Here is a 15,449-nt window from a genome sequence, read left to right as displayed (position 1 = left end):
CAGCCACAGCAATGCCGCCAGACGCCGAGACACCCGCGCAGAGCGCGAGCCGCCAGTCGCACTACTCCTATGAGAAACTCCTGGCTTGCGGGCGCGGCGAACTCTTCGGGCCCGGCAACGCGCAGCTGCCGCTGCCGCCCATGCTGATGTTCGACCGGATCACATCGATCGCGGCTGACGGCGGCGCCCACGGCAAGGGGCACGTGACGGCCGAGCTCGATATCCGGCCCGACCTCTGGTTCTTTCCCTGCCACTTCCAGGGTGACCCCGTGATGCCGGGTTGCCTCGGGCTCGATGCCCTGTGGCAGATGCTCGGCTTCCACCTCGGCTGGCTCGGCTCGCCGGGCCGGGGCCGGGCCCTCGGCGTGGGCGAGGTGAAGCTCGCCGGCCAGGTCCTGCCGACGATCAAGAAGGTCGTCTACAATGTCGACGTGAAGCGGGTCCGCCAGGGCAAGCTCGTCCTCGGCATCGGCGACGGCTGGCTCGAGGCCGACGGCGAGCGGGTGTACCAGGTCCAGGACATGCGGGTCGGCCTGTTCCAGAGCTGAGCCGGCGCCGCAGGGCCTCCGTTTCCGGCCTAGCTGCAACGCCGAGCGCTTTCGGCTGTTGAGATTGTGTCCGCGTCACCTTAGCTGACCGGGACGCGCCGCGGGCGACCGCGGCCGCGACGGAGGTAGTGTCACCATCATGCGCCGTGTCGTCATCACCGGGATGGGCATCGTCTCGTCCATCGGCAACAACACGCAGGAGGTGCTCGCCTCCCTGCGCGAGGCCCGCTCGGGCATCGCGCGCGACGCCAGCTACGCCGAGCACGGCTTCCGCAGCCAAGTGTCCGGCGCGCCCAACCTCGACCCGGAGGGCGTTGTCGACCGGCGCGCCATGCGCTTCCACGGCGGCGGCACCGCCTGGAATCACGTCGCCATGGACCAGGCGATCCAGGATGCGGGCCTGGACGCGGGCGACATCTCGAACGAGCGCACCGGCATCATCATGGGCTCGGGCGGGCCCTCGACCCGGGTGATCGTGGAAGCCGCCGCCATCGCCCGCGACAAGGGCCCGAAGCGGATCGGCCCGTTCGCCGTGCCGAAGGCGATGTCGTCCACCGCCTCGGCGACGCTGGCGACGTGGTTCAAGATCCGTGGCGTGAACTACTCGATCTCGTCGGCCTGCGCGACGTCGAATCACTGCATCGGCAACGCCGCCGAGATCATCCAGGGCGGCCGGCAGGACATCATCTTCGCCGGCGGCTGCGAGGACCTGGACTGGACCCTGTCGGTGCTGTTCGACGCGATGGGCGCCATGTCGTCGAAGTTCAACGACACGCCGTCCCGCGCCTCCCGGGCCTACGACGCCAACCGCGACGGCTTCGTCATCGCGGGCGGAGCCGGCGTGCTGGTGCTGGAGGAGCTGGAGCACGCCAAGGCCCGCGGCGCCCGGATCTACGGCGAGGTCGCGGGCTACGGCGCCACGTCGGACGGCCACGACATGGTCGCGCCGTCGGGCGAGGGTGCCGTGCGCTGCATGCGGCAGGCGCTGGACGGCCTGAAGGGCGCGCGGATCGACTACATCAACCCGCACGCGACCTCGACGCCCGTGGGCGACGACAAGGAGATCGAGGCGATTCGCGAGGTGTTCGGTCGCGGGGACGGCTGTCCGCCGATCTCCGCCACGAAGTCCCTGACCGGTCATTCTCTGGGCGCCACGGGGGTCCAGGAGGCGATTTACAGCCTGCTGATGATGAACAACGGCTTCATCTGCGAGAGCGCGCATATCGACGAGCTCGATCCCGCCTTCGCCGACATGCCGATCCTGCGCGAGCGCCGGGACGGCGCGCAGCTCGGCCACGTCCTGACCAACTCCTTCGGGTTCGGCGGGACCAACGCCACGCTGGTCCTGAAGCACGTGGACGCCTGAGCGCGGCCGGTGGAACCGGCCGAACGGGGGACGCGTTTACCGGTCGTTGAGAATCGGTGATGGCGATGGGCACCTTCATCCTGGGAACCCTGGGCGGGCTGATGATCGCGGGCTGTGCCGCGATCTACGCAAAGCAGGCGCTCATCGACGAGGCGCAGGCGCACACCGACGGCCATTTCTGAGCCGCGCCGCGTCCCGCGACCGCCCCGCCATCCGGCGGGGCTTTTTTTTGCCGCGCGATCGGTGTGGACCGGTTTGGCGCGTGCGGCCAGCCGCGTTAAGGCTCTGCGCCGCGGTTTGGACGATCATCCCGCGGCCCGCCTCCGTTCCGGAGCGGCGTGCTCGTTCAGGATAGGGTCGGCATGACAGGTTTGATGGCGGGCCGGCGCGGCCTGATCATGGGCGTCGCCAACGATCACTCGATCGCCTGGGGCATCGCCAAGGCGCTGCACGCGGAAGGCGCGCGCCTCGCCTTCACGTACCAGGGGGAAGCCCTGGGCCGGCGCGTGACCCCCCTCGCCGCCAAGCTCGACTCGGACATCGTCCTCCCCTGCGACGTGGAGGACCTAGCCTCCGTCGACGCGGTCTTCGACGCCCTCGACGCGCGCTTCGACGGCGGGCTCGATTTCGTCGTCCACGCCATCGGATTCTCCGACAAGGCGCAGCTCAAGGGCCGCTACGTCGACGTGACGACGCGCGAGAACTTCGTGCGGACCATGACGATCTCGTGCTTCTCGTTCACCGAGATCGCGCAGCGCGCGGCCAAGCGGATGGCGCCGGGGGGGGCGCTGCTGACGCTGACCTATGGCGGCGCGACCCGCGTGATGCCGAACTACAACGTAATGGGCGTGGCCAAGGCGGCGCTGGAAGCCTCGGTGCGCTACCTCGCCACAGATCTCGGGCCGAACGGGATCCGGGTGAACGCGCTCTCGGCCGGCCCGATGCGGACGCTGGCCGGTGCCGGCATCGCCGACGCGCGGCTGATGTTCAACCACCAGCGGGCCCACGCGCCGCTGAGGCGCACGGTCAGCCTGGAGGATGTCGGCGGCTCGGCCCTGTACCTGCTGTCACCGCTCTCGGGCGGCGTCACCGGCGAGGTCCACTTCGTGGATGCCGGCTACAACATCATCTCGATGCCGCGCCCGGACGTGCTCCAGGCGCAGGACGAGGCCGGCGTCGTCGGAGACGCCTGAGGGAAGGACGTCACTCCTCTGGGATCCGTCCCGGGGGCAGGGGTCCCGAGCGGACGACGCCGCGCTCGCCGCGGCCGTCCCGCCGCTGCCGCTCGGCGCGCAGGTCCTCAACCGAGGGCGATGCCGACGGATAGTTGGACGCGAACGGGTTCGGGGGCGCCCCCCGCCCGGATCCGCCGAAGAGCTTATCCAGGAATCCTTCCTCGGCGCGGGCCGGGACCGAGGACAGGAGGAGCGCCAGGGCGAGGATCGGTCGAAGCTGCATCATGGTCGCCTGCATGCCGGGATGCCGCACCGATAGCCGCACTTTCTGGCGGATCGGAGGCCGGAGCGCGCGCCCCCTGGAACCGCGACGCGTCCGGCGGGTTCGCGCTCAACGGTACTGGGCGCGTTCAGGAGGCGTGATGTCCGAGGTTACCTATCGCATCGTCGAGCACGACGGCGGCTTCGCCTACAAGGTCGGCGACGTCTTCTCCGAGACCTTCCCGAGCCGTGAGGAGGCACTGCAGGCGGCCCAGGCGGCGGCGGCGGAACAGCAGGTGCCCGGCTCGACGGAAGGCATCCGCTACCAGGACCAGGCCGGCGGCTGGCACGACGAGACCGCGCAGGGGAACGACCGCCCGCGCGCCAAGGTGGTGGACTGATCTCAGACGGGCGGGGCGTTCGTGCCGGATCTGGCGCATCGACGGGGGCGGCGGTCTTGGCGCGGGCGCGGCGGGTGACGGCGGCGGGCGCGAAGGCGCCCGCCCTTCCGAAGGGCGCCCGGCGCACGACGCCCTCGCCCGAGACCCTGGCGGCCCTCGGGCCGGACCGCCTCATCGACCTGATCCTCGGCGAGACGGCGCGCAACCCCACCTTCAAGAAGCTGGTGAGCGCGGCTCTCGCGTCGCTCCAGGGTCCGGACGCCGTGGCGGCGATCGTGGATCGGCGCCTGACGGCCCTCGAAGGCGCGCAAGGCTACATCGACTGGCAGAAGCGGCGCGTCTTCGCGGCCGATCTCAACGCCCTGGTGACGGTGATCCTCACCGAGTTGCGCCCCCTGGATCCCGGTGCGGCCCTGGACCGCCTCCGCCGTTTCCTCGACGGTGCCGACGCCGTGCTCAACCGCGTCGACGACGGCAACGGCACGGTCCAGGGCATCTTCGACCGCGCCAGCGTCGCCTTCGTGGAGATCGCGGGCGCGCTTCCGGCAGCGGAGGCGGAGCGGGTGGCGCTCGGCCTCGTCGCCGGCTTCGCGGCCGATCCGCTCGGCCCGCTCGGCGTCGTCCTTGCCGACGTGATCCCGCGGCTGCCCACGGACGCGCTCGCCGACATCGACGCGCAGCTGGCCGCATCGGACGCCGTGACGGGCAAGGGCGGCGATCCGCGGAAGGCTGCGACGCACCATCGTCAGGCGGCCCGGATCCAGATCCTGCGCCTGCGGCAGGCCATCGCCGACCGGCGCGGCGATCCGGACGCCTTCATCGCGCTGGAGCGCGCGATGCTGCCGGGCCGCGAGAACCGCGCGGAGATCGGCCGCCGCCTCCTCGCCGCGAAAAGGCCTGCGGAAGCGCTGGACTGGATCCGGCGCATGCAAGATCCCGGGCTGCGCCTCGCCACCCGGGCCGACCTCATCGCCGGCTTCGACCCGCGCGGCCCCGAACGCGAGCGGCAGGCGTTGGAGATCGAGATCCTCGACGCCCTGGATCGCACCGACGAGGCGCAGGCGCTGCGCTGGACGCGATTCGAGCGCGAACTCGATGCGCCGATGCTGCGCACCTACCTCGCCAAGCTCCCGGATTTCGAGGACGAGGAGGCGCTCCAGCGTGCCCTGGACCTCGCCGAGGCCTTTCCGCAACCCCATCGGGCGCTGGCGTTCCTGGTCGGCTGGCCGGACCTGAACCGCGCCGCCCGGCTGGTGATCGAGCGCCCCTCGGTCTGGCAGGGCGACCAGTACGCCTTGCTGGCCCCGGCCGCGGACGCCCTCGCGTCGCACCATCCCGCCGCCGCGACGATCCTGTATCGACGGCTGCTCGACGGCATCCTTGAGGGCGGCCGGAGCGCCGCCTACGCGCACGCGGCGCGCTACCTCTTGGAACTCGACGGCTTGGCGGGTCGGCTGGAGACGGGCGCGGTCAATCCCGAGCCGGGAGCGTACCGCGAGCGGCTGCGGCGCGACCACGGCCGCAAGCACGCCTTCTGGGGCCTCGTCCGGGACTGAGGCTCCGCTCCAGCGCCCGATCCTTCCTCAATCCGTGACCTCGATGGCGTCGACGCGGTCCGGATAGAACGACACGTGATCCCGGATGTCCGCGACGGCCGGGTACGGATCCTCGTAGCTCCACACGGCGTCTGGGCGACGGGTCGCGCCGACCACGAGGTCGAAATAGCGGGCATCACCCTTGTAGGGGCAGTGGCTGCTCCGTGCCGACGCGACGAAGCTCTCCGCCCGGATATCCGCCCGCGGCACGTAGAACACCGCCGGATACCGGCCCTCCTCGAGGCGCAGGGCGTTGCGCGTGTCGGCGACCGCCACGCCGGCGACGAGCACGCGGACGCGCCGCGGTTCGGGGGTGATGGTGATGGGATGGTCCGGTCCAGGCAGCTTCATGGCGTTCCTCCGCTCTCGGGCTTCAATTCCACCGTCCCGAGGGCGTCGGCGAGCCGCGCCTGCGCGCTCCCGGGCCTGAGCGGCTTCTGCTGGCTCTCATGCGGCACCCACCCCGAGAGCCACAGCACCTCGAACGTCGCCCGCACACGCCCGTCCGGATCGGAGAACCGCTCGGCGTAGATCTCCGCGGCGCGCAGGAGCGTCGTCCGGCGCAGGGGTGTGCGGCGGCGCTCGGTGAGGACGTTGGTCATGCCCATGGCGCGCAGATCGCGCATGAGCCCGAAGGGGTCGGCGTAGCGGACCGTGAGCGTGTCGGTGTCGGCGACCGGGAGCGCGAATCCGGCCCGCTGCAGGAGGGCTCCGGCCTCGCGGACGGCGGCGAAGGGCGCGACCCGTGGGCTGATGCCGCCCTCGACCTCGCTCTCGGCCTGGCCGAAGCTCTGACGCAATTCCGTGAGGCTGGCACCGCCGAGCAGGCATCCGATGAACAGGCCGTCCGGCCGGAGCGCCCGCCGCAGCTGGATCAGGGTCCCCGGCAGATCGTTGACGGCGTGGAGGGCGAGCAGAGACACCGCGAGATCGAGGCTGCCGGGGGCGAGGGGCAACAGCTCCGGATCGCCGACGATCAGGCCGCCCTCGGGGCCTGGCAGGGGCGCGAGCCGGAGATGCCTGGCGTCGGGATAGCGGGCGGCGAGCCGGCGCGCGGCGGCCGCCGTCGGGGTGGCGAGATCGACCACCGTCGGGAAGCTGCGCAGCACGGCACCCAGCCGGTCGTCGAGGTCCTCGGCGAGCCTGTCGAGCAGGAACCCGGCGAAGCCGCCGCGTTCGGCGCGGGCGAGGCGGTGGCGGGCGAGGGTGGTGTCGAACAGGGTGGCCGGTGCGTCCATCGCGCTGGAGATGGCATTCCCGACAAGCCACTGCCAGCATCACTGGTGGAGAAACCGCGCGCTCGCGAGACGCCGCGCGCACGGACGCGTGAGCCCGCCTAAAATCATGGAACGACTCGGCAGCGTCGCTGTTCCTGCTGCAACTGGTCCTACGGCCGAGATTGATGTGGAGCACCCACCATGAAGCGCATGTTGTTCGGCGCTGCCCTGGCCGTTGCCGCCCTCACCGCCGCGGGCGGCGCCGAGGCGAAGGGCTGCATCAAGGGCGCCATCGTCGGCGGCATCGCCGGCCACTATGCCGGCCACCACGGCCTTGTGGGAGCCGCGGCCGGCTGCGCCATCGGGCGCCACCGGGCCAATGCCCGCGCCCGCCAGGAGCGGATGGATTCGCAGGCCCGTCCCGTCTCGGCCCGCTGAGCCACGAGCGGACGGCGTCCCCGCCCCAGTGACGGCGGCTCGCGCCGTCGCCGCGACCCTGCGCGGCGTGCCGCGCGGGCTTCTCGCGCTGATCTATCCGCCGAGCTGCGCGGGCTGCGGCGGTGCGGTCGCCGATCCCGGCGCCCTGTGCCCGATCTGCTGGTCGGGCCTGCGCCTGATCGAGGAGCCGGTCTGCCAACGCTACGGCACTCCGTTCGCCGCGGACCTGGGTGTCGGGCCGCTGCTGTCGCCCCGGGCCATCGCCGAGCCGCCGGCCTACGGTCGGGGTCGCGCCGTCGCCCTCTATGACGGCGCCGCCCGCCGGCTGGTCCACCGGCTGAAATACGAGGACCGCCTCGACCTCGCCGGCGTGATGGCGCGGATGATGGCGGCGAGCGGGCGAGCCCTGATCGCCGAGGCCGACTGTCTCGTTCCGGTCCCCCTCCATCGCGGGCGCCTGTGGCGCCGTCGCTTCAACCAGGCGGCGCTCCTTGCGACGATCATCGCCCGCGACACCGGCCGCGCCTGCGTGCCGACCGCCCTGGTGCGCGTGCGCGCGACCCGTCCGCAGGTCGGTCTCAGCCGAGCGGCGCGTGCCGAGAACCTCAGCGGCGCGTTCCGGGTGATTCCCGCCGAGGCGCATCGGCTCAGCGGCAGGCGAATCCTGCTGATCGACGACGTGACGACCACCGGGGCCACCGGCAACGCCGCCGCCCGGGCGCTGCTGCGCGCCGGGGCGGCCTCCGTCGATCTCCTGACCTTCGCGCTGGTGGGCGATACCGCCGGGTGATCGTCCCGGGTCAGGCCGGCGCGCCGCCCCGCGTCGGGAAGCTCACCGCCACGGAGAAGTCGAAGGCCTCCGCGATGCCCTCGTACCAGAGCGAGAACGGCGTCGGCCGCGCGAGGTGCAGGGCGCCCTCGACTTCGCTGCCGGCGTGCTGGAGCGCCGCCCCCTGCTTCGCCGCGAGCCGCAGCATCGGGCCGTTGCCCGAGAGGCAGCGCACGTGCAGATCCACGACGCCGCGGTGCCGGGCCGAGCGGGCGATCCGCGCGAACAGGTCCGCACCGATCCCCCGACGCCGAAAGGCCGCCTCCACGGCGAAGGCTGCCTCCGCAGCCGGGCCGAGGGTGTAAGGCGAACGGCAGGCCCCCATCGGCCGGAGTTCGCCGAGCCCGCGCAGCACACCGTCCACGAAGGCGCCGTACAGGACGCCCTCGGCGGTGACCGCCTGCGCGGCATAGGCCCGCACGCCGGCCTCGCTGACGTTGCCCATGAAGCGGCTCGCCCGGGTTTCGGGGTCCAGCCGCAGGAAATAGTCGAGGACCGCGATGCGGTCGGCCGGCCAGAGGCGCCGGATGCTGTGGGCCGGCACGTCTCGCGCTTGAACGGCCATGGTGGGTCTCCGGTCTGAGCGCGCAGCCGCGCTGGGTGATCCGGACGTTCCTCCCCAGAGACGCCGCCGGTTTGGCAGCTTCCTCCCCATTGTGCAATGCAGCAGGACTGCGAAGGGTCCTCGAACGTACCTGCCATGCGCGACGGCGATGGGACGCTTCCGCGCCGCTGTTCGGCGCCAGACTTGATTCGGGCCGAGCTTGCGCGTCACAGGGTTGGGATCCGGGTCGCGGCGCCGACACGGGAAACGGTGCCGGTCGGGCGCCGCGGGAAGCTGCGAGGGACCGGCGGCGTGAACGAGAGATCCGGCAAGCATCACGCCCCCTCGCCGGAGGCCCGGGCCAGCGCGGTCTCGCCCGGCCCTGTCCACGAGCGCTACGAGGCGCTGGTCTCCGGCGGATCCATCGAGCGCGATCCCGCGCAGACGCGGCTGGTGCGCGCCCTCGACCGGCTGATCCAGGATCTCCAGCGCCAGAAGCGCGCCAGCAAGACCAGCGCCCTCGGCTGGCTGTTCCGCCGCAAGGACGAGGCGGAGCCGCCCAGGGGCCTCTACATCTGGGGCTCGGTCGGGCGCGGCAAGACCATGCTGATGGACCTGTTCCACGAGGCGGCCCCGGAGCCGAAGCGGCGGGTCCACTTCCACGGATTCCTGGCCGATGCGCACGAGCGCATCCACGCCTACCGACAGGCGCTCAAGGCGGGCACGGTCAAGGGCGACGACCCGATCGGCCCGGTGGCCGACCAGCTCGCCGACGAGGCGACCCTGCTGTGCTTCGACGAGTTCACCGTCACCGATATCGCCGACGCGATGATCCTGGGCCGTCTGTTCGGCCACCTGTTCCGCCGCGGCGTCACCGTGGTGACGACCTCCAACGTCGAGCCGGACCGCCTCTACGAGGGCGGCCTGAACCGGGCGCTGTTCCTCCCATTCGTCGCGACGCTGAAGGAGCGGGTCGAGGTCATCCGCCTCGATGCGCGGACCGACTTCCGCCTGGAGAAGCTCGGCGGCGCGGCCGTGTACCACGTGCCGGCCGACGACGGTGCCCGCGCGGCCCTCGACGCCGCGTTCAAGGGGCTGACCGGCAGGGCGCGGGGCCGGTCCGCGACCATCAAGGTCCACGGCCGGGACGTGGACATCCCCGAGGAGGCGAGCGGCGTCGCCCGGTTCGCTTTCGACGATCTGTGCCGCAAGCCGCTCGGCGCCTCCGACTACATGGCACTGGCCCGCGCCTTCCACACGCTGATCCTCGACGGCATCCCGGTGATGCACGAGGCCGACCGGAACGAGGCCAAGCGGTTCATCACCCTGGTCGACACGCTCTACGACCGCCACGTGAAGCTGGTCGCCTCGGCGGCGGCCGAGGCACAGGATCTCTACACCGCGCAGACGGGCCGCGAGGCCTTCGAGTTCGACCGGACCGTCTCGCGGCTGATCGAGATGCGCTCCCGGGAGTACCTCGCCCTGCCGCATGGCCGCCCGGATTCCGAGGCGTCCGGCGCCAGCACCGGGCTGGTGGAAACGTGAGCGGCGCGCCGGGCGGCGGATCCATCTTCGGCCTGCGGCGCCGGAACTGGCGCGGCGCCGGCCCCCTCGGGCCGCTCCTCGGATCGCCCGTGGCGTTCCTGCTCCTCGTCGTGGCCCTGGCGACCGGCACGGCGAACTACCTTGCCGGCGAGGCCGATCGCGCGGCCACCGCCCGGACGAACGCCACCATCGCGGGCGTCGAGCGGCTGATCTCCGAGGTCAAGGATCTGGAGACCGGGGAGCGGGGCTTCGTGCTGGTCGGCAGCGAGGATTACTTGGCCCCTTACACGACGGCCCTGTCCCGGATCGAGACCGAGCTAACGAGCCTCGGCTCGGCGGCGCAGGAGCCGGTTCGGCTGGGCGGCCCGTCGCTGGCCGGCTTGATCGCGCGCAAGCGCGACTTTGCGGCCCGGGTGATCGCGGCGCGCCGGGACCAGGGGTTCGACGCCGCCACCGATCTGGTCCGGACCGGCGAGGGCAAGCGCCTGATGGACGCGATTCGCACCGAGGCCGCCGCGCGCCAAGCCTCCGCCGCGCAGGACCTCGCCGCGTTGCAGGACCGGGAGTACCGGCGCGGGCTGATCCTGTTCCTGCTCTCCGGGGCGTCGGCCCTGGGCGCCATATTCCTGCTCGCGCGCCTCGCCCTGGTCCGGCGCCAGGAATCCCTGCGGATGTCGCGGCTTCTCGACGGCGTGCTGGCCAACGCGCCGGTGGGCCTGGGCTTCCTCGACCGCGACCTGAAGATCCGGCACATGAATCGGGCGCTCGCCACCATGAGCGAGCGGGGATTCGGGGCCGATCTCGGGGCGCCGATCTGGGCGATGCTGCCGACGCTGCGCGAGGAGCTGGGGCCCAAGCTCGCCGCGGCGCTCCGCGAGGGCCTCGTCTCGCCCGACGTGCCGGTGGCCGTTCCGGCCCCCTCCGCCCCGGGGGGCGTGCGGCAGTTCTCGATGAGCTTCTATCCGCTTCGCGGTGCCGCCGACGGGCTGGGCCAGGAAGTCGAGGGCGTCGGCCTCGTGGTGGTCGACGAGACCATCCGCCATCTGGCGGAGGCCCGGCTGCGCCGCAGCGAGGAGCGCTTCCGCTCGCTGATCGAGGCCAGCGCGGCCATCGTCTGGACCGCGGATCCCCAGGGTAGCCTGCACCGGCGCCAGAGCGCCTGGAGCCGCTTCACCGGCCAGGACGAGGCGGCCTATTCCGGGGTCGGCTTCCTGGATGCCGTCCATCCCGAGGATCGCGAGCACACCCGGGTGGCGTGGGCGGACGCGCTCGGGAGCCTCAGACCCTACGCCACCGAGCACCGCATCCGCGCGGCCTCCGGCGCCTACCGGCACATGAGCGTGCGGGCTATCCCGATCCTCGAATCGGACGGGACGCTCCGCGAATGGGTCGGCACCCACACCGACATCACCGAGCGGAAGGAGGCCGAGGCGGCGATCGAGGCGGCACGGGAGGCCGCGGAGGCGGCCAACGCCGCCAAGAGCCAGTTCCTGGCCAACATGAGCCACGAGCTGCGCACGCCCCTCTCGGCGGTGATCGGCTATTCCGAGATGGTCCAGGAGGAGCTGGAGGATTCCGACGCCGTCGACCTCATCGCCGACATGAAGAAGATCGAGGCCAACGCCCGCCATCTGCTCGGGCTCATCAACGACGTGTTGGACATCTCGAAGATCGAGGCCGACCGCATCGAGATCTACGCGGAGGATTTCGACGTCGCCGCGATCGTCCGCGACGTCGCCGCCAGCGTGGACGGCCTCATCGCCAAGAAGGGCAACACACTGGCGCTGACCCTCGGGGACGACCTCGGCACGGCCCACACCGACGTCACCAAAGTGCGCCAGTGCCTGATCAACCTCCTGAGCAACGCCGCGAAATTCACCCAGGACGGTCGCATCGAACTACGGGTGGACCGGGCCGGCGAGGCCCTGCGCTTCTCCATCGCCGATACCGGGATCGGCATGACGCAGGAGCAGGTCGGCAAGCTGTTCGAGCGATTTACCCAGGCCGATGCCTCGACCACCCGGCGGTTCGGCGGCACCGGACTCGGCCTCGCGATCAGCCGCGCCTTCGCGGAGATGCTCGGGGGCGCCATCGCCGTGGAAAGCCGGGAAGGGCAGGGCACCACCTTCACGCTGACGCTTCCGGCTCGGTTCCGGGGCGCGGACGAGGAGCTGGCCCAGGAGCCCGAACGCGAAGCGGGACAGGCGAGGCCGATCCTGATCGTCGATGACGACGCGTCGACCCGCGACCTCCTCGCCCGCTTCCTGGAGCGGGAAGGTTTTGCGGTCGCGATCGCCGAGGACGGACGGCGCGGCCTGGATCTCGCCAGGCGCCTGCGCCCCCAGGCCGTGCTCCTCGACGTCACCATGCCGCATATGGACGGCTGGGCCGTGTTGCGGGCGCTGCGGGCCGACCCCGAGATCGGTGCCACGCCGATCGTGATGGTGACCGTCCTGGACGAGCAGAGCCTCGCCTTCTCGCTGGGCGCGACCGACTACCTGCAGAAGCCGATCGACTGGGGCGGCCTGCGCCAGATCGTCGACCGGATCCGGCCGGCGGCGAGCGACGGCCCGATCCTCGTAGTCGACGACGAGGCGGACGTGCGCGGACATCTCTGCGCCTATCTCGGCCGGGAGGGCTTTTCGGTAGCAGAGGCCGAGAATGGATTGCGGGCGCTGGATGCCGTGGCGGCCCGGCGCCCGTGCCTCGTCCTCCTCGACCTGATGATGCCCGAGATGGACGGCTTCGGCTTCCTGCGCGCGCTCCGCGCCCGGCCGGACTGCCGCGACGTACCGGTGGTGGTGCTCACCGCCAAGGACATCACCGCGGACGATCGCCGACGCCTGGCCGGGCAGGCCGACCGGGTGTTGGCAAAAGGGACGACGGGGCTCGGCGAGTTGGCCCGGGAGCTGCGCGCCCTGGTGCCGGCCCTGGCCGACGCCGGCTGAACCCGCTCGCGAATGCGGAGCTTCCAGGATCGTTGGCCGGAGGCGGTGTCAGAGCCCTCGGAACGCCATCATCAAGGCGCCGATGGCGATGCCCCACAGGGCAAGCGTCGACCAGATGGCCCGGTAGCGCTCGTTGCGGGCGAACCGCTCCAGGCGTCGCGCATCGCCGGTGCCGCTCTCGTCGAGGCGCACCAGCACGCGCTTCAGCCGCATCGCGAGATCGGGGATGTCGCCGACCACGTCGGAGACCACCCGCAGGGCCTCCAGGCCGCTCTGGGCCCGGCCCACCGGCCCCATGTTCCGGGCGATCCAGGCGCGCACCACCGGCTCGGCCGTGGTCCACATGTCCAGGCGCGGATCGAGCGAGCGGGCCACGCCCTCGACCACCACCATGGTCTTCTGGAGCATCACCAGCTCGGTCCGGGTGCTCATGTCGAACAGGGCCGTGACGTCGAACAGGAGCGTGAGCACCTTGGCCATGGAGATCTCGTCGGCCCGGCGCTGGTGGATCGGCTCGCCGATCGCCCGGATCGCCTGCGCGAAATCCTCTACGGAGTGGTGGGCCGGCACGTAGCCCGCCTCGAAATGGACCTTCGCCACCCGGCGGTAATCGCGCAGGATGAAGCCGAGCAGGATCTCGGCGAGGAACCGGCGCTCGTTCGGCCCGAGCCGGCCCATGATGCCGAAATCCACCGCCACCAGCCGGCCCTCGGCGTCGACCAGCAGGTTCCCCTGGTGCATGTCGGCGTGGAAGAAGCCGTCGCGGATCGCCTGTCGCAGGAAGCTCTGGATCACCGTCCGCCCGATCGTCTCGGGATCGTGCCCCTGGGCGGCGAGTTCCGCCGCGCTGTGGAGGCGCGTTCCCTCGATCCACTCCGCGGAGAGTACCTCGCGGGCGGTCAACTCCCATTCGGGTCTCGGGACCCGGAAGTCGGCATCGTTCTTGGTGTTCTCCGCGAGTTCGGAGGCGGCCGCCGCCTCCAGGCGGAAGTCCATCTCCATCATCACGGAGCGGGCGAGGATCTCCACCACCTCGCGGGGGCGGAGCCGCTCGGCATGCGGGGACAGCGCGTTGACCACCCGGGCCATGAAGCGCATGACCTCGAGGTCGCGCATGAAGCGCTCACGGACGCCGGGCCGCATCACCTTCACGGCCAGCGCGCGCTGCGTGCCGTCCGGATCCTGCACGACCGCCTTGTGGACCTGCGCGATGGAGGCAGCGGCGATCGGCTCGCTGAACGAGACGAACAGCGCGCTCACGGGTTTGCCGAAGGCAGCCTCGACGGTGCGCAGGGCGACCTCCTGCGGAAAGGGCGGCACCCGGTCCTGCAGCTTCTCTAGGTCGAAGGCCGCCCGCATGCCGACGATGTCGGGGCGCGTCGCGAGGAACTGGCCGAACTTGACGTAGGACGGGCCGAGGCGGGTCATGGCCGCCGACAGCCGGGCGGCGCCGTCATCGAGGCCCGGCCGCTCGAGGGACCGCCCGATCCGCAGGGCGAGGCGCAGGTGCGGCGGCAGCTCCGAGGGATCGGCGAAGGCCAATGCGCCCTCTCGGGCGAGCACGAAGCCGACCTTCGCGCCGCGGACGAGGTTGATGACGGCGCTGATCATGGACCCGGTGCTCCGAAGCCGATTCGTATAGCGGCCCTCTCCTCCCCCTGGTGGGGAGGAGCCGGAGGTGGGGGTGGTGCAGGATGGGGCGTTGCGGTGCCACCTGCGACACCCCCACCCCTGACCCCTCCCCACAAGGGGGAGGGGAAGAAGCTGCCGGCCAAGATCAGGTGACCTTCCAGCCCGAATGGATCGCCACGATCCCACCGGAGAGGGGTCGGTCGGTGACGTGGCGGAAGCCGGCGCGCTCGATCATGCCCGCGAAGGCGCCGCGCGTCGGGAACTTCCGGATCGACTCAACGAGATAGCGATAGGACTCGGCGTCCCCGGCCACGCGGGCGCCGATGCGCGGGATCACGTTGAAGGAATAGGCGTCGTAGATCCGGTCGAGCAGCGGGACGTCGACGGCGGAGAATTCGAGGCAGAGGAAGCGGCCGCCCGGCTTCAGGACGCGCCGCGCCTCGGCCAGCGCCACCTCGATCCGCGGCACGTTCCGGATGCCGAAGGCGATCGTGTAGGCGTCGAAGGCGGCGTCGGGCAGTGGCAACGCCTCGGCGTTGCCGGTCACGAAGGCGATGCGGTCGCCGACCTCGTCGATCTTGCGGTCTCGCGCGCGTTCCGCGCCGACCCGCAGCATCGACTCGTTGATGTCGAGCACCGTGACCCGGGTCCGCGGGCCGCCCGCGGCCAGGACCCGGAACGCCACGTCGCCGGTGCCGCCGGCCACGTCGAGATGCGCGAAGGCCCGGTTCTGCGGCGGCCGCAGCATCGAGACGAGCTGCGCCTTCCAGGCCCGGTGAAGCCCGGCCGACATCAGGTCGTTCATGATGTCGTAGCGGCGGGCGACCGAGTGGAAGACGCTGTCGACGCGCCCCTGCTTCTCGTCGAGCGCCACGCGCTCGAAGCCGAAATCCGCGCTCGCGCGCTCAGACGCCCCGTCTCCGGCCTTCATGACGCTCCCGTTCCTCGAT

The 15,449-nt window shown here is 71.6% G+C and carries 15 protein-coding genes; 9 read left to right on the top strand and 6 right to left on the bottom strand.

Translation table 11 applies throughout. The annotated features are described in order from the left end of the window. The first annotated feature begins 11 nt into the window (after positions 1-11). The 3 genes from fabA to fabI all read left to right on the top strand — a co-directional run bounded on the left by fabA (position 12) and on the right by fabI (position 3,107). Positions 12-548 carry a 3-hydroxyacyl-[acyl-carrier-protein] dehydratase FabA gene (gene fabA, locus ACLBX9_RS28030; RefSeq protein WP_447721190.1) on the top strand — a complete coding sequence of 179 codons (537 nt, stop codon included), beginning with the start codon at positions 12-14 and terminating at the stop codon, positions 546-548. Between the two features lie 139 nt (positions 549-687). Further along, on the top strand, positions 688-1,914 hold the full coding sequence (fabB, locus tag ACLBX9_RS28025; protein ID WP_447721189.1) for a beta-ketoacyl-ACP synthase I: 1,227 nt from the start codon (positions 688-690) through the stop codon (positions 1,912-1,914). A gap of 362 nt (positions 1,915-2,276) precedes the next feature. Continuing rightward, a complete protein-coding gene (gene fabI / locus ACLBX9_RS28020) occupies positions 2,277-3,107 on the top strand; it encodes an enoyl-ACP reductase FabI (protein ID WP_447721188.1) in 831 nt (276 codons plus the stop codon). Positions 3,108-3,117: 10 nt separating this feature from the next. Here the strand turns inward: fabI and ACLBX9_RS28015 are convergent, their stop codons facing one another. Beyond that, entirely contained in the window at positions 3,118-3,387 is a 270-nt protein-coding gene (locus ACLBX9_RS28015; RefSeq protein WP_447721187.1) for a hypothetical protein, read from the bottom strand. A 124-nt stretch (positions 3,388-3,511) separates the two neighbouring features. Between ACLBX9_RS28015 and ACLBX9_RS28010 the strand changes: the two genes are divergently transcribed. Then, positions 3,512-3,751 carry a hypothetical protein gene (locus ACLBX9_RS28010; RefSeq protein ID WP_010683384.1) on the top strand — a complete coding sequence of 80 codons (240 nt, stop codon included), beginning with the start codon at positions 3,512-3,514 and terminating at the stop codon, positions 3,749-3,751. 56 nt (positions 3,752-3,807) lie between these two features. Further along, positions 3,808-5,307 carry a DUF6880 family protein gene (locus ACLBX9_RS28005; protein ID WP_447721186.1) on the top strand — a complete coding sequence of 500 codons (1,500 nt, stop codon included), beginning with the start codon at positions 3,808-3,810 and terminating at the stop codon, positions 5,305-5,307. Positions 5,308-5,334: 27 nt separating this feature from the next. Here the strand turns inward: ACLBX9_RS28005 and ACLBX9_RS28000 are convergent, their stop codons facing one another. After that, complete coding sequence (locus ACLBX9_RS28000; RefSeq protein WP_447721185.1) at positions 5,335-5,697, bottom strand: DUF427 domain-containing protein; 363 nt, start codon at positions 5,695-5,697, stop codon at positions 5,335-5,337. Further along, positions 5,694-6,584 (bottom strand): class I SAM-dependent methyltransferase, encoded by an 891-nt coding sequence (locus ACLBX9_RS27995; RefSeq protein WP_447721184.1) that lies wholly within the window; start codon positions 6,582-6,584, stop codon positions 5,694-5,696. The genes ACLBX9_RS28000 and ACLBX9_RS27995 overlap by 4 nt, the downstream gene beginning before the upstream one ends. Positions 6,585-6,764: 180 nt before the next feature. Between ACLBX9_RS27995 and ACLBX9_RS27990 the strand changes: the two genes are divergently transcribed. Further along, a complete protein-coding gene (locus tag ACLBX9_RS27990; RefSeq protein ID WP_010683380.1) occupies positions 6,765-7,001 on the top strand; it encodes a hypothetical protein in 237 nt (78 codons plus the stop codon). 28 nt (positions 7,002-7,029) lie between these two features. Further along, positions 7,030-7,791, top strand: coding sequence for a ComF family protein (locus ACLBX9_RS27985; RefSeq protein WP_447721183.1), 762 nt, complete (start codon positions 7,030-7,032; stop codon positions 7,789-7,791). A 10-nt stretch (positions 7,792-7,801) separates the two neighbouring features. On the opposite strand, the gene ACLBX9_RS27980 is transcribed toward ACLBX9_RS27985, so the two are convergent. Beyond that, positions 7,802-8,395 (bottom strand): GNAT family N-acetyltransferase, encoded by a 594-nt coding sequence (locus tag ACLBX9_RS27980; RefSeq protein ID WP_447721182.1) that lies wholly within the window; start codon positions 8,393-8,395, stop codon positions 7,802-7,804. A gap of 291 nt (positions 8,396-8,686) precedes the next feature. Between ACLBX9_RS27980 and zapE the strand changes: the two genes are divergently transcribed. Beyond that, on the top strand, positions 8,687-9,919 hold the full coding sequence (gene zapE, locus ACLBX9_RS27975) for a cell division protein ZapE (RefSeq protein ID WP_447721181.1): 1,233 nt from the start codon (positions 8,687-8,689) through the stop codon (positions 9,917-9,919). Further along, positions 9,916-12,867 carry a response regulator gene (locus ACLBX9_RS27970; RefSeq protein WP_447721180.1) on the top strand — a complete coding sequence of 984 codons (2,952 nt, stop codon included), beginning with the start codon at positions 9,916-9,918 and terminating at the stop codon, positions 12,865-12,867. The genes zapE and ACLBX9_RS27970 overlap by 4 nt, the downstream gene beginning before the upstream one ends. A gap of 48 nt (positions 12,868-12,915) precedes the next feature. Here ACLBX9_RS27970 and ubiB read toward each other — a convergent pair whose 3' ends face one another. Together ubiB and ubiE are read right to left on the bottom strand one after the other, a co-directional pair. Beyond that, on the bottom strand, positions 12,916-14,478 hold the full coding sequence (gene ubiB / locus ACLBX9_RS27965) for a 2-polyprenylphenol 6-hydroxylase (protein ID WP_010683375.1): 1,563 nt from the start codon (positions 14,476-14,478) through the stop codon (positions 12,916-12,918). A 166-nt stretch (positions 14,479-14,644) separates the two neighbouring features. After that, positions 14,645-15,430, bottom strand: a complete 786-nt coding sequence (gene ubiE, locus ACLBX9_RS27960; RefSeq protein ID WP_447721179.1) for a bifunctional demethylmenaquinone methyltransferase/2-methoxy-6-polyprenyl-1,4-benzoquinol methylase UbiE — start codon at positions 15,428-15,430, stop codon at positions 14,645-14,647. Between the last annotated feature and the right edge of the window lie 19 nt (positions 15,431-15,449).

The organism is Methylobacterium sp. A49B (assembly GCF_053346215.1).
The sequence above is the reverse complement of the archived record's forward strand: the minus strand, read 5'-3'. Positions and strand labels throughout refer to the sequence as shown.

Coding starts and splice junctions, on each gene's coding strand:
- fabA (WP_447721190.1), top strand. CDS start 12: ATGCCGCCAGACGCCGAGACACCCGCGCAGAGCGCGAGCCGCCAGTCG.
- fabB (WP_447721189.1), top strand. CDS start 688: ATGCGCCGTGTCGTCATCACCGGGATGGGCATCGTCTCGTCCATCGGC.
- fabI (WP_447721188.1), top strand. CDS start 2,277: ATGACAGGTTTGATGGCGGGCCGGCGCGGCCTGATCATGGGCGTCGCC.
- ACLBX9_RS28015 (WP_447721187.1), bottom strand. CDS start 3,387: ATGCAGGCGACCATGATGCAGCTTCGACCGATCCTCGCCCTGGCGCTC.
- ACLBX9_RS28010 (WP_010683384.1), top strand. CDS start 3,512: ATGTCCGAGGTTACCTATCGCATCGTCGAGCACGACGGCGGCTTCGCC.
- ACLBX9_RS28000 (WP_447721185.1), bottom strand. CDS start 5,697: ATGAAGCTGCCTGGACCGGACCATCCCATCACCATCACCCCCGAACCG.
- ACLBX9_RS27995 (WP_447721184.1), bottom strand. CDS start 6,584: ATGGACGCACCGGCCACCCTGTTCGACACCACCCTCGCCCGCCACCGC.
- ACLBX9_RS27990 (WP_010683380.1), top strand. CDS start 6,765: ATGAAGCGCATGTTGTTCGGCGCTGCCCTGGCCGTTGCCGCCCTCACC.
- ACLBX9_RS27980 (WP_447721182.1), bottom strand. CDS start 8,395: ATGGCCGTTCAAGCGCGAGACGTGCCGGCCCACAGCATCCGGCGCCTC.
- ubiB (WP_010683375.1), bottom strand. CDS start 14,478: ATGATCAGCGCCGTCATCAACCTCGTCCGCGGCGCGAAGGTCGGCTTC.
- ubiE (WP_447721179.1), bottom strand. CDS start 15,430: ATGAAGGCCGGAGACGGGGCGTCTGAGCGCGCGAGCGCGGATTTCGGC.